Source organism: Cellulophaga sp. Hel_I_12, from assembly GCF_000799565.1.
GTDB lineage: Bacteria > Bacteroidota > Bacteroidia > Flavobacteriales > Flavobacteriaceae > Cellulophaga.
Genome location: NZ_JUHB01000001.1, coordinates 1,134,942 through 1,148,532, shown reverse-complemented (window position 1 = coordinate 1,148,532; position 13,591 = coordinate 1,134,942). Strand labels below are relative to the sequence as shown.

Below are 13,591 nucleotides of genomic sequence, written 5' to 3'. Positions count from 1 at the left end.
TTTTAATTCAAAAGTTTCTTTATAAACCATCATTATGAAAATAATCAATATACTTATAGGCTTTTTGTTTTGCTTTAGTTCTGGCTTTTCTCAGGAGTTAAAAGGTAAATTAGTAAATCAGCAAAATAAACCGATAGAGGGCGCCTATATTTTAAATTTAAATTCGGAAAAGCATACACATACCAATGAATTAGGTTTTTTTAAGTTAGATGAAAATAGCCTAGGAGATACCTTGCGCATAGGAGCATTAGGCTATGAAAAATTAAATTTTATAATTTCTAAGGAAGATTTTTTAAAACGAATTACCTTACTATTAAACGAACAGTCTTTAGAATTAGATGAGGTTGTTATTCGCCCTAACTTAAACGGATTAAATGTTATTTCTGATATCGATTTAAAAACTACCCCGGTACGTTCTTCACAGGAATTACTGCAAAAAGTTCCAGGCTTAATTATCGGTCAACATGCCGGTGGAGGTAAAGCAGAACAATTATTTTTAAGAGGTTTTGATATTGATCATGGAACTGATATTGCTATTTCTGTAGACGGCATGCCTGTAAATATGGTTTCTCATGCGCATGGTCAAGGCTATGCTGATTTACATTTTTTAATCCCAGAAACTATGGATAATATTGATTTTGGAAAAGGTCCTTATTATGCCCATGCTGGTAATTTTTCAACCGCAGCCTATGTGGCATTTGAGACGAAAGATATGTTGCCCAACAACCTATTAAAGCTAGAGTATGGTGATTTTGGCTGGAATAGAACTTTAGGGATGTTTAATCTATTAAAAACAGAAAACAGCAATGCCTTTGTAGCCACAGAGTATATGCAGTTTGATGGTGCTTTCGAAACACCTCAAAATTTTTCAAGGTTAAATGTTTTTAGTAAATACAACACCAGATTTAAAGATGGGAGTACCTTTTCGTTAAGTGCATCTCATTTTACGAGTACTTGGGATGCTTCTGGTCAAATTCCTCAGCGGGCTGTAGATAGCGGACTTATCTCAAGATTTGGAGCCATTGATGATACCGAAGGAGGTACCACAGAACGCACCAATCTGAACGCAGAAGTATTAAAAGTGATAGATGAAAATACCTTTGTAAAGTCTAATGTGTTTTATACCAATTACAAATTTTTATTGTACTCTAATTTTACTTTTTTCTTAGAAGATCCTGTAAACGGAGATCAAATAAAACAGCAGGAAGACCGAAATATTTTTGGATTCAAATCTGAACTTTACAAAAACTTAAACTGGAAAAAGGGCGATGCTGTTTTAAAAGCAGGAGTGGGTTTTAGAACCGATAATGTAAATGATGTAGAACTTTCAAATACCTTAAATCGCAGTCAGACTTTAAATACCATACAGCTAGGGGATGTTAAAGAAACGAATAGTTTTGCTTATGCAAGTCTTGATTATAAGAGCAATAAATGGTCAATTATTCCTGGCCTACGCGTGGATAACTTTAACTTTAATTATGTAGATGAATTGCAAACGGCATACACCAATTTATTGGCATCTAAAACTGCTTTTTCACCTAAACTAAATTTTTTATATCGTGAAAATGAAGATTTACAATTCTTTTTAAAATCAGGAATTGGTTTCCATTCAAACGATACCCGGGTCATTGTGGCGCAAACAGGAGAAGACATTTTACCGGCTGCTTATGGGTCAGATTTAGGGACTATTTGGAGACCGTTTTCAAAACTATTAGTAAATGCTGCCGCCTGGTACTTATATTTAGAACAAGAATTTGTATATGTCGGTGATGCAGGTATTGTAGAACCCAGTGGTAAAACAGAGCGTTTTGGCTTAGATTTAGGCCTGCGCTATCAGCTAACTGACTGGTTGTTTTTTAATACCGATGCTACTCTCACCAAGGCGAGGAGCCTCGAGGAGGCAAGCGGAAACGATTATATTCCATTGGCTCCCAATTTTACTATGGCAGGGGGTTTCAGTGTGCTTGATTTAGGAAGATTTTCAGGAGGCTTGCGTTATCGATTTATTGATGATAGACCAGCAAACGAAGATAATTCTATCATTGCAGAAGGGTATTTTGTAACCGATTTAAATGCGAATTATCAAATCTCAAAAAATTTAAATATAGGTATGTCCATAGAGAATTTATTTGATACGGAATGGAATGAAACGCAATTTGCAACCGAATCGCGATTAGCAAATGAAGCCAATTCGGTCGAAGAGATTCATTTTATTCCAGGTACACCGTTATTTATTAAAGCGAATCTGAGTTTTACATTCTAAGCGAATTATTTTGTTTTGTTTTTAGGTCAAAAGCATCGTAGTCGGGATACTACGATGCTTTTTTAGTTGAATAGTATAGAAAACAAGCCAACAGGTAAAACCTTCAAATAGGGAGCATCGTATGTATTATTGAACAGCAGTTGTAGCGCTGGTATAAGGTGTAAACTGCAATTAATGAATACGTTATGGAATATTTTTTTTTAGGATTTTGGTTTTTCTTTATGCTATCCGTGGCAGTGAAAATATATTTGGCAAATAGAGAACTAAGCAATGAAATAAAAAAAGGAATGCTCAATTCTAGAAGCATATCTAAAGAATATTAATTAGAAATACTTGTTTTTATATGTCTGTTCTTAAATGGTCTGGCCTAGAATGCGGATTTTTTCGAAGTTTTAGGTATGCTAAGAATAAAAGGATTTGTGACCTTGCACAACATTTTAGGTCCTATAATTTATAATTCTGTCCAATTATCTAAATCTAAAGTCCAATCATAGTTTTTATAATCTATTTCGATTTTTTCGGTTGCAGGGATAATTTTAAATTCTTTTAAAATACGCTTCACTTCTTTTTTACCACCAAAATCACCTCTAAACCAACTAAATAAAGGGGTGATAATGACCTTTTTATTATCTTTTTCGTAGATCGATGTGTCTTTTAAATACTTTTCTGTTCCTTTATTAAACTGTGCATCAAGCTTATCAGCTTCATAAATCGCTACTGGTGGACAGTCTTTGGCGCCACAATTTAAGGCAAAATGTATGCGATAATCTCGGTTCTCGACTCTTAATTTTCGTTCTAATGCATTAGGAAACCACTTTCTAACATATCCCAAACCTAAAGGCCATTGTGATTTGCGAATAATACCGTGCTCTATTTTTTCAAAGGATACAGTGTCACCTGCAATTGGGATTTGTTTTTTCTTAAAAAATGATCCTCTATCATTATATAAATCAGGATTTTCAGCTAAAACTATTTGAATATATCCGTTATAAATATTCACCCAAAAAGCTAATTTTTCTAAATCAGTGACTAGACTTTTTTCTAATGTTTCAATAGAAGTAGTGGCAAGTTGAGTTCTAAATTCTGAGGTGCTTTTTCCTGACTTTATATTTTTTAAAAATTGTTCAGATTGTTTCGTAAGTTTTATCGGGGTATTTTCGCTATTCTGTCCGGTAACATTATGGTTTATAAAAAAAAAGATAATGGTGTATACTAGTAGTTTAATGGCTAATTTCGACATGAGTAATTATATATATATTTAGATGAACTGTAGTACTTAGGTAAATTGATCTTCCTAACATTTTACAAAAGTGCTGCTAAAATTTTATAAAACCAATTTGGTTAAATCTACGTAAATGATATGAAATAACGAGGCTTTAACACATAAATAAATAGCTTTAATTCTTAAACCACAGTTGAACAAATTTATGATTTCTATTATAATTCCAGCACATAACGAAGAAGCCAATCTTAAATATTTAATACCTTATTTAGAGCACATAACAAAAGAAAAGGCAGTCGAAATTATTGTTGTATTATCGGCAACAAATAGCGACAATAGTGTTCAAATTCCGTGTTCGTTAACTACGACAATTGTTACCTGTGAGCAAAGTGGAAGAGCTATACAAATGAACTGTGGAACAGCACAAGCGAAAGGTGATTATTTGGTTTTTTTACATGCCGATGTAAAGCCACCTAAGAATTTTATTGTGGATATTCAACAGGCATTTAAGGCTAGGTATGAAGCTGGGTTTTTTTCGTATAAGTTTGATAAAGAAAATTTTCTCTTGCGCATAAACGCTTCATTTACGGCTAAAGATAGCTTATTTACGGGGGGTGGTGACCAATGTTTGTTTATAAAAAAAACTGTTTTTACAGACTTAGGTAAGTTTAATGAACAACAAGTCATCATGGAAGATTTTGAGTTTTTTAAGCGAATGAAAAAAAATAGGGTCAACTATACCATTATCAAAAATGATTTAATTGTATCGGCTCGGAAATACGAAACGAATTCTTATCTAAAAGTGAATGCCTCTAATTTATTGCTCGTTCTCTTGTTTAAGTACGGCTATCCTCCCGAAAAATTAAAATCGCTACATCATAAATTACTTAAAATACCCTATACCAACAAACAATAGCTATGGATAAAATAATTAACGGTATTCAACAAATGGGTATAGGTGTGGTAAATGCCAAAGATGTTTTTAACTGGTATCGCACTTTTTTGGGATTTGATATCCTTGTATTTGAAGATGAGGCAGAAGCTGCCTTGATGACGCGATATACAGATAATATTAGCTATAAAAGAATTGCATTGCTAGCCTTAAATCTGAAGGGCGGCGGCGGCTTAGAAATTTGGCAATTCAAAGATAGGGTGCCTAAAATATCCAAAGAAAAACTTTTATTAGGTGATTTAGGCATCAATATAATGAAAGTCCGCAGTACTAAAATTAAAGAAAATCACACTATTTTTCAAAAGTTACAGCTTTCAATTTTAGGTGAACTAGAATCCATCGATACGCTAAGATCTCATTTTTTTTGTGCTGACCCATGGCATAATTTAGTGCAACTTGTAGAGCACGAAGAGCAATATACGAGTACCAAATCTCTAAGTGGCGGAGTTATGGGAGCTGTTATTGGTGTTTCGAATATGGCTATTTCAATTAAATTTTACCAACAATTATTGGGATATGATATCGTGTATTTCGATGAGAAAGGAGTTTTTAAGGATTTTGAGAATTTACCCGGAGGAAAAAACACATTTCATAGAGTGATTCTAAGACATTCAAAAAGAGCCGTTGGCGGCTTCGGTGAATTGTTAGGAAGTTCAGAAATTGAATTAATACAGGTATTAAATCGTACACCTTTGAAAATCTATAAAGACAGGTTATGGGGTGATGTCGGGTATATCCATTTGTGTTTTGATATACATGGTATGACCGCCTTTAAAGAAGAGGCTGCACTACACAACTTTTCATTTACAGTTGATAGTACAGACAGTTTTGATATGGGAGATGCTGCCGGCCAGTTTGGTTATTTAGAAGATCCTGATGGGACTTTAATAGAAATGGTAGAAACACATAAAGTACCTATTTTTAAAAAGTGGGGTATTTACATCGATTTAAAAAAACGAAACCCTACAAACCCATTGCCGAAATGGATGATCAAAGCCATGAAAATTCACCGCGTCAAAAAGGATTTATAAGCTATTTTTTAGGACTACACTGCACCCAAAGTATATAGTTGCTCTAAATTCGGGGATTCACTTCCTCCGGCCGGCTCTAGGGTTATCCCAAAAGCTTCTGATTCATTCGGATTTGCTAATGCAAAAACTCGATTATCGTCAGTAATAAAATTTTCTAATAGCCCCATACTCGTAGGTGTAAGGGGGTCGAGTTTTAAAGACCAAACTTGATAGACCATACCATCTGGAGGGTCAGGAAGTCCTTGTGCATCAATAAAAACCTGCTGTTCTTTTTTGTTCCAATAGGCCTTGGCATACGAATTTGGATCAACTGCCTGGCCGCCTAGGGCTATGACTTGAATGTCTTTATTTCTTATGGTGCTTAATAATTCTTCAGATTTTACCAAAGACGATTTAGCTTCTTCAATTTGCTTTTCTAGGCTAACAGTTGCTTGTGAAGAACTTTGCAACTCGTTTTTAAGTGCGTTGTTTTGAGTGTACATCCAGGCTAATGCAGCTACTAATAGTACGGAAGCGGCCCAGCCTAAATAAGAGGACCAGTTTAATTTTTCTTTTGGCAATGGTATCACTTTCACTTCGCTTTCTGAAGTGGTTTTAATTTTATCGTAAAGCGTAGTGTAGCTATATTTTGAGGTTTGTGTTGGTGTGGCAGCTTTTGTCAATGCAACAATAGAGGCCTCAATGGCTTCAATTTCTGCTTGAATTTCAGGGTGCTTTCGGGCATAACTAAGAACGTCTAAATTTTCATCTTCCGTTAGTGTACCTGCTATATAAAGCTCTAAAATACCTGATGCTATGTACTTATCTATATCCATATGCTATATCGAAATATTGCCCCTAATTTGTGAAATACAACTTCTGTTTCTAGTTTTAACTGTTCCCACAGGTATTTCTAATTCTTCTGCTACTTCTTTTTGTGTATACCCTTGAAAATATAAGAGTTCTATGATCTGAATACATTTTTCTTTCAGATGTGATAATAAACTTTTTATTCCAATGGCATCCACTTGATTGTTGAGATCATTTTTGTCTTCAAGTATATCTACGAAAAAATCAGAGGATAGGTTTTGTTTGCTATTTTTATGAGATTTTGAGCGTACCTCGTCGATGGCTGCATTTCGAGCTATATTTAACATCCAAGTAAAAAAACGCCCTTTCGTAGCGTTATAGGTATGGGCGTTTTTCCATGCTTTTATAAAAACATCTTGACAAATTTCTTGAGCAATATCCGTATTTTTTACAACATTAAAAATAACGCCACAAATGCTATCCGAATACATAGCGTAGAGCTTTTCAAAAGCCTTTTCGTCTTTGTTCCGAAATTTTTCTACTAAAACTTCTAATTCCATTTAGGGTATTTACTGGAGTAAGATAATAAAAAAAAAGCTGCAAAAAATACAGCTTTTTCACTTTTTCACTTTTTTTTATTGAATGATTCCTGCGCAGCTTACACGTGCACCTGCATCTCCAGTGGGTTGTGTGGTAAAGTCATCCGTGCCTTGATGTACAATGACAGCTTTGCCTATAATATTTTTGGTATCATCATCACAACCAATACACCATTCCTCTGTTGAGAATTCTACTTTTCCATTTCCATCAGCATCTGCGGTAAAGTTTCCTATATCACCTTTATGGTATCCTTCTGCAACACCCCATTTTCCGTGAGGTTGAAAGGTTGGATTCCAGTGCCCCCCAGTAGACGTACCATCAGCAGCAGAACAATCTGCATTTTCATGTAAGTGAATGGCGTGTACACCAGGTGTTAATCCAGAGAGGGTCGCCACCATCATTACGGTACCATTTTTTTGCGTAAAGGTTGCTTCACCTTTCACATTGCTATCGCTTTTAGGCATCAAAGTAATGGTCATGGTTTTTTCAGTCATTTTTGCTTCCATGCTTTCTTGTATTTCATTCACGGTAGCCTCAACTTCTTCTCCAGCTTCTTGAGCTTCTTTCTTTACTTCTTTGCAGCTATAGGTTAAGCCAACTAAAGCAATGGATAGGACAAATACTATTTTTTTCATGTTTTTATTTTTTATTAAGTCTTTAAAATTACACATATTTTATACTAGAATCAAACCCAATTCAATTTCATATTAGCACAAATGCTATTTTTTCTTTCTCAGGTCGGGATTAAAAAATATACCAAACTGCATACGGTCAAAATTAGCAGTGTTAAAATGATTTTTTAAATAGCCTGCTTGAACGGATAGATTATCGGTAACATGAACTCCCAAGGCTCCATACAATCTGTTTTGGCCAAATATCTGATCTTGAAAATTAATAAATACCTCGTCGTAAAAATTAAGAAAGAAAGTATTTGTTAGCGGTAAGGTTACCTGCAAACGATAGCGTGCTCTATGTTCAGTATCCGTAGCTCCTTGGTTTTCTAAAAAGCGTTGTTCTAATCGGTACCGATGTTCAAATAAGAATTCTCCAACCTTATTTTTAAGAATCAATTGTTCAAATATTCTATGTTCATTGGTATTCTCTTCATTGCGTATTTCTTCAAAGCTTGTATCTGTACCAATGTAGGCGTAGCCTATTGTTGCTATGGCATTTTCATCAATATGATAGTTTAAACCGGTACGCAGTAACAGTTGATTAAAGTTAGTAGCCGTTTCATAATACCTGAATTGCGCCTCGCTATGAATACTTAGTTTATCCGAGATTTTGTTGGTGCCGAAATACATATACCAAGAGCCCCAATCATCTTCGCCAGTTTCTTGCGCCTTTGTTGCTGTAATCATGCACAAAGTAATTAAAAATACAATTTTCTTCATCTCGTTGAGTGTTATTTAATGGCTATTATTTTTGTTTCTTTAAAAGGCGAATTGTTTATTTTTTCTAGATTAGACCTGTAGGTTGACCACTCGCCAGTAAAAAAAGCATTTGTTTTTACAAGGGCTTCTTGTAGCGCTTCTTCGGCGAATTGAATTAATTTGTTTTCTGTACTTGTAATACCTGTTTTACGAGATGATGCATAACTGTTAGCTTCTCCAATACGTTGTAATACCGTTATTTCAGGATTTCTCGTAATACCTTGCCTTTTATCTTCTTTTCCTAAATACAAGGCCATAAGGGCATCTATTTCTTTGCTAATTTCGCTAGAAGATTTAATCGCGTCTTTATATTTCTCTTTGTCTAATTCATTCAGCTCTTTTTTATATTTTTCTGCTACTTCCTTGCTTTCTGCTAATTGCCGAACGGCATCAGCAGCAGTTTGTGCGAAATTTTGAATTTTTTTACTGGTTTCATACACTTCGTTTATTGACGCTAGATCTACAGCTATTCTAGGGTCAGATTTCACTTCGACCTGAGTTTCATCGACGATAGCACCATAACTCATTTTTACCTTAAATAGGCCAGGTTTTACATCAATTCCACCAGATTCGCCTGTTCTTTTTCGAATAGTACGTGAAGCGCGTTCTGGACCTTTTTCATCCATCCTCCAATAGATACGGTGGAAACCTGGTTTCTCCGGAGTTTTGTATTTTAAGGTTCGGATTAACGCAGTGCCATTAAAAATTTCAAACTGGATGGAATCTTTTTTCTCGACACCTGTTCGTTGATCTGGGGTACTGTCTTTTTTCACTGTTGTATCTGTAGACTTATCGTTTTTAGACTTACCTTCTTTAATATAATAGGTAATCATAGCGCCTAATTTTCTGTTATCGCCATTGTACATCGCATCAGCGCCAAATCTACTTCCTGTAGCTTGCTGTATGGCAGATTGGTAAGCAGTTGGTGGCGTAAACACTTTTGCCTCACGTTGTAGAATGCTAGGGTCATTTGCAATCGCTCTGAGGGGCCTAATATCGTCTAAAACCCATGCTGCTCTACCAAAAGTACCGATAACTAAATCGTGTTCTCTTGGGTGAATCACCAAATCTTTTGTCGATACCGTAGGAAATCCTTCGGTCCATTTTTGCCACTTTTCACCGGCGTTAAACGAGATATATAAGCCATCGTCGGTTCCTAAAAATAGTAGATTAGGGTTCTCTATATCTTCAACAATGGCCAAGGTATAGCTTTTAACATCATTTTGGTCGACAATACGCTCCCATGTTTTACCGTAGTTTTTAGTTTTATACGCATAAGGTGTAAAATTAAATCTACGGTAATCATTCGCAATTAATAAAGCTTCTCCTTTGTTTTTATTGGATGCTTTGATTTGAGCAATCCAACTTCCTTGAGGAAGTCCTTTGATATTTTGACCTACTTCTAACCAAGAACTTCCGCCATTTTGAGTGATATGCACACGTCCATCATCCGTTCCTACCCAAAGCATATCTTTTTCGATACTTGACGGCTCTATAACTAAAATAGTACAGTGATTTTCTGCTCCAGTGGCATCCATAGATAGGCCACCACTTTCACTTTGTTTCTGTTTTTCAGGATCATTGGTTGTTAAATCTGGAGAAATAACGCTCCATGTTAATCCTTTATCGGAGCTTTTATGTACAAACTGACTTCCGAAATATACGGTACTCGTATCAAAAGGATCTTGACCGATTCCCGAATTCCAATTGAAGCGTAACTTGGTATCCGCATCAGGTGCTGTAGGTTTTACCACGTAATTATTACCCGTAATATGGTCATATCTTGATACATTTCCTTGTTGACTCATGGCATAACCATATCGCGAATCTTCTAGGTCAGGAACAACATCAAAGCCATCACCAAAGGCAATTTCTTGCCAATAACTATTTCTAATGCCTTGTGCTTTCCAAACATAGGCGGGTCCTCGCCAAGAGCCGTTATCTTGCATACCGCCATACACGTTATAAGGATATTCATTATCCGTATTGATATGATAAAATTGTGCAACAGGAATATTGCCTATAAAACGCCATGATTTTCCACCATCTTTGGTGATGTTCATACCACCATCATTACCGTCCATCATAAATTGACCATTTTTAGGGTGAATCCACCACGCGTGATGATCAGGATGAACGCCATTATCAGCGTTATAGGCGGGCATTAATTCACTAAAGTTTTTACCGCCATCTTCAGAAACATTGACATAGGTAAAAACAGAATATACCCTATTTTCGTTTTGTGGATCTACATAAATTTCGGAGTAGTAAAAGGGCCTATTGCCAATATCTTCTTTGTCGTTTATTTTTTTCCATTTAAAGCCACCATCTTCAGATTTGTAGAGGGCATTTTTTTTTGCCTCTACTAAAGCATAAATAATATTTGTTTTTCCTGGAGCGATAGCAACACCCATTCTCCCTAATTCTCCTGCAGGTAAACCATCTTCTTCCGTTAGCTTTTTCCAATTCTCGCCTCCATCGTGGGTCATATATAAACCACTACCTTCTCCACCTGATTTAAAAAACCAAGGGTCACGCTTATGCTCCCACATAGCGGCAATAAGTTTATTGGGGTTTGTAGGGTCCATGACCAGATCAGCTACACCCGATTTGTTATTAGTAAATAGTATTTTTTTCCAACTTTTTCCGCCATCGGTGGTTTTAAAAACGCCACGCTCTGGATGTTCTCCCCAAGGAGAACCAATAGCACCAGCATAAACAATATTAGGGTCCGTGGGATCAATCACAATACGGTGAATATGACGTGTTTTTTCTAGACCCATGGCGATCCAGCTTTTACCAGCATCGAGCGATTTGTAAATGCCGTAGCCACCATTTAAACTATTTCTTGGGTTCCCTTCTCCTGTACCTACCCAAATTACGGATGGATTACTTTGTTGAATAGCTACAGCTCCAATAGATGCCGTAACTTCTTTATCAAAAATAGGATCCCATTTAATACCGCCAGAGGTAGATTTCCATACACCTCCGGAGGCTGTGCCCACGTACATAATATCTGGATTAGCGTGAATGGCATCAATAGCCGTAACACGACCGCTCATGCCTCCTGGTCCAATATTTCTAGGTTTTAAATCTTGAACTAGATCCATGGAAAAGTTCTGTGCGCTTGTAGTATACACGACAAAAAGTAGTAGTAAGGAAAGAAGTTTTTTCATTTGTTTAGCTTGGATTAAAATCGTTTAAAGTATTTGATATATTTAGTTGGTTTAAAGGTACCAAAAATAAAAGAGAAATAGAAAATAGCCTGAGTTAGTATATTAGAAAAAGCTCAACTTAAAAAGTAGCTTCAGCTAAAAAAGTAAGGAGTAAAAAGGGGATATTCGAACTGTGCTATATCTTACATCAACCTTGACCGTTATGGAGGAGGACATTTTAAAAGCTTAGGTATTTTATTTTTTTACAAAAATACCAAAGAGCTCATTACCTTCACGTTCTGGGATAGAATTGTAACAGACTTCGAAAGATTTAACCTCAAAATACGGTTCTAAATAGCCTAGGTATTCCTCTTTGTCACCGCCAAATGGTCTTTTCTCCATATCATTGGTTAAGGGAAATGAAAACCACAAACCTGCTAATTTTCCTTTGTAATTTAAAAGTTTTGACATTTGTTGGGCATACGCTTTTCTATTGGCCTTGGTAGGTACAAAAGAGCAGAAAAATGTTTGCTCTAGAATTAAATCGTAGGTCCCAGTATGTTCAAAAAAATTTTCGTGGAGTAGCTTTTGCTCCTGAAAAGTAGGATTTCTTTTTTTGAAGGCCTTTAATGGTAGCTCTGAAATGTCTAAAACATGAACATTTTTAAATCCGTTTTTGAATAAATATTCCGCTTCATAGCCATTACCTGCCCCTGGCACTAGAATGCGAATGTCTTTATCTTTAAGTTGATCGATATATGCTTTAATAGGACTGGACGGATAACCAATGTCCCATCCCATTTGTTTTTCTAAATAGCGATTCGTCCAATATTTTTCTTCAAGATTGTTTTTCATGGGTGAAGTGCATTATAAATTTTTATAAATCACGCCGTCTTTCATGACAAATACAACATTTTGCATGGCTTTAATATTTTCTATTGGATTGTTTTCAACGGCAATAATATCTGCTAGAAACCCTTGTTTTATGTGCCCTAAAGTATCTAAATGTAGCCTCTTAGCATTGCCGGAAGTTGCCGATTTTAAAACCTCCAAAGAATTCATGCCATACGCAACCATGAGCTCTAGTTCTCTATAATTTTCGCCATGCGAAAAAACACCGACATCTCCACCAAATACTATAGAAACATTGGCCTCAAGAGCGAGCTGAAAGCTTTTCTTTTTGTTAAGGATACGTTCTGTATCGGGCATTGTATTTTTGTCCCATCCAGCATAGCGCTCAATGGCATCGCCAGCGGCAAGGGTTGGGCATAGGGCAACGCCCTTATCTTTCATTAATTTTAAAATCTCAGGAGTGGCACCATCACCATGCTCAATAGTTTCAACACCTCCCAGAATGGCTCTTTTCATACCTTCTGGGGTACTAGCATGAGCTATTACGTAGGTACCTGCACTTTTTGCTGTTTGAACCATCGCATTAATTTCTTCTTGTAAAAAAGTAGGTTGGGCAGCCTGCCCGGGCGACCATCGATAATCGGAATATATTTTTATAAAATCAGCTCCGTTGCCTATTTGTGTGCGTACTGTTTTAATCACTTCATCAATACCACTAGCTGGTTCTGCACCCAGAGGAACAACGACACCATCGTGAAACCCTTTTGGTCCGTAGGCCCCAGTGGCCACAATAGCCGGGCCAGCAACTATTAAACGTGGCCCCACAATAATACCCTCCTCAATAGTTTTCTTTAGATATATATCTGTGTAACCAGCACCTTCCGAACCTAAATCCCGCATCGTGGTAATGCCAGATAGCAGGTTGCTTTTAGCATGTACCGTAGCTCTTACAGCACGTTCTACAGGTGATTCTTTTAGTACCTGGTCATTCCAGCTTGTTTCGTTATAGGGGTGTAATAATAGGTGTGAATGCCCTTCAATTAAACCAGGCATCAATGTTTTATTTTTAAGTGTAATAAATTCATAGGACACTCCGGATGGTAATGCTGAAGTAGGACCAACATAAGTAATCATATTCTTCTCAACTACAACAGACCAATTCATATGGATCTTTTCACCATCAAAAACTCGATCTGCCTGCAACACGATTTGGCCATTCGAAGAAAAGCAAACAACAAAAAAGAAAAAAAATAGTAGATTTTTCATGGCTTTCATTAAAATTAGAATAAATTAA

General features: G+C 36.2%; 11 protein-coding genes. 3 read left to right on the top strand and 8 right to left on the bottom strand.

Annotation, left to right across the window (positions count from 1 at the left end):
* Positions 1-34: 34 nt before the first annotated feature.
* A complete protein-coding gene (locus GQ45_RS05265) occupies positions 35-2,263 on the top strand; it encodes a TonB-dependent receptor domain-containing protein (RefSeq protein WP_047415726.1) in 2,229 nt (742 codons plus the stop codon).
* A gap of 451 nt (positions 2,264-2,714) precedes the next feature.
* Here GQ45_RS05265 and GQ45_RS05260 read toward each other — a convergent pair whose 3' ends face one another.
* Complete coding sequence (locus GQ45_RS05260) at positions 2,715-3,503, bottom strand: DUF547 domain-containing protein (protein WP_081980880.1); 789 nt, start codon at positions 3,501-3,503, stop codon at positions 2,715-2,717.
* 187 nt (positions 3,504-3,690) lie between these two features.
* Between GQ45_RS05260 and GQ45_RS05255 the strand changes: the two genes are divergently transcribed.
* Positions 3,691-4,401 (top strand): TIGR04283 family arsenosugar biosynthesis glycosyltransferase, encoded by a 711-nt coding sequence (locus GQ45_RS05255; protein WP_047415724.1) that lies wholly within the window; start codon positions 3,691-3,693, stop codon positions 4,399-4,401.
* Between the two features lie 2 nt (positions 4,402-4,403).
* The gene (locus GQ45_RS05250; protein ID WP_047415721.1) at positions 4,404-5,468 is read left to right on the top strand and encodes a VOC family protein; all 1,065 of its coding nucleotides are present in this window, start codon (positions 4,404-4,406) and stop codon (positions 5,466-5,468) included.
* Positions 5,469-5,482: 14 nt separating this feature from the next.
* Here the strand turns inward: GQ45_RS05250 and GQ45_RS05245 are convergent, their stop codons facing one another.
* The 7 genes from GQ45_RS05245 to GQ45_RS05215 all read right to left on the bottom strand — a co-directional run bounded on the left by GQ45_RS05245 (position 5,483) and on the right by GQ45_RS05215 (position 13,563).
* A complete protein-coding gene (locus GQ45_RS05245) occupies positions 5,483-6,283 on the bottom strand; it encodes an anti-sigma factor domain-containing protein (RefSeq protein WP_047415719.1) in 801 nt (266 codons plus the stop codon).
* Positions 6,284-6,286: 3 nt separating this feature from the next.
* Complete coding sequence (locus tag GQ45_RS05240; protein WP_047415716.1) at positions 6,287-6,817, bottom strand: RNA polymerase sigma factor; 531 nt, start codon at positions 6,815-6,817, stop codon at positions 6,287-6,289.
* 75 nt (positions 6,818-6,892) lie between these two features.
* Positions 6,893-7,492: a superoxide dismutase family protein gene (locus tag GQ45_RS05235; protein ID WP_047415713.1), complete on the bottom strand. Its 600-nt coding sequence runs from the start codon at positions 7,490-7,492 to the stop codon at positions 6,893-6,895.
* An 84-nt stretch (positions 7,493-7,576) separates the two neighbouring features.
* Entirely contained in the window at positions 7,577-8,251 is a 675-nt protein-coding gene (locus tag GQ45_RS05230) for a DUF2490 domain-containing protein (protein WP_047415711.1), read from the bottom strand.
* An 11-nt stretch (positions 8,252-8,262) separates the two neighbouring features.
* Positions 8,263-11,466, bottom strand: a complete 3,204-nt coding sequence (locus GQ45_RS05225) for a hypothetical protein (protein WP_047415708.1) — start codon at positions 11,464-11,466, stop codon at positions 8,263-8,265.
* Between the two features lie 234 nt (positions 11,467-11,700).
* A complete protein-coding gene (locus GQ45_RS05220) occupies positions 11,701-12,300 on the bottom strand; it encodes a methyltransferase domain-containing protein (RefSeq protein ID WP_047415706.1) in 600 nt (199 codons plus the stop codon).
* A 12-nt stretch (positions 12,301-12,312) separates the two neighbouring features.
* The gene (locus GQ45_RS05215; RefSeq protein WP_047420064.1) at positions 12,313-13,563 is read right to left on the bottom strand and encodes an amidohydrolase family protein; all 1,251 of its coding nucleotides are present in this window, start codon (positions 13,561-13,563) and stop codon (positions 12,313-12,315) included.
* Positions 13,564-13,591: the final 28 nt, after the last annotated feature.

Coding starts and splice junctions, on each gene's coding strand:
- GQ45_RS05250 (WP_047415721.1), top strand. CDS start 4,404: ATGGATAAAATAATTAACGGTATTCAACAAATGGGTATAGGTGTGGTA.
- GQ45_RS05215 (WP_047420064.1), bottom strand. CDS start 13,563: ATGAAAAATCTACTATTTTTTTTCTTTTTTGTTGTTTGCTTTTCTTCG.
- GQ45_RS05265 (WP_047415726.1), top strand. CDS start 35: ATGAAAATAATCAATATACTTATAGGCTTTTTGTTTTGCTTTAGTTCT.
- GQ45_RS05240 (WP_047415716.1), bottom strand. CDS start 6,817: ATGGAATTAGAAGTTTTAGTAGAAAAATTTCGGAACAAAGACGAAAAG.
- GQ45_RS05225 (WP_047415708.1), bottom strand. CDS start 11,466: ATGAAAAAACTTCTTTCCTTACTACTACTTTTTGTCGTGTATACTACA.
- GQ45_RS05220 (WP_047415706.1), bottom strand. CDS start 12,300: ATGAAAAACAATCTTGAAGAAAAATATTGGACGAATCGCTATTTAGAA.
- GQ45_RS05260 (WP_081980880.1), bottom strand. CDS start 3,503: ATGTCGAAATTAGCCATTAAACTACTAGTATACACCATTATCTTTTTT.
- GQ45_RS05235 (WP_047415713.1), bottom strand. CDS start 7,492: ATGAAAAAAATAGTATTTGTCCTATCCATTGCTTTAGTTGGCTTAACC.
- GQ45_RS05230 (WP_047415711.1), bottom strand. CDS start 8,251: ATGAAGAAAATTGTATTTTTAATTACTTTGTGCATGATTACAGCAACA.
- GQ45_RS05255 (WP_047415724.1), top strand. CDS start 3,691: ATGATTTCTATTATAATTCCAGCACATAACGAAGAAGCCAATCTTAAA.
- GQ45_RS05245 (WP_047415719.1), bottom strand. CDS start 6,283: ATGGATATAGATAAGTACATAGCATCAGGTATTTTAGAGCTTTATATA.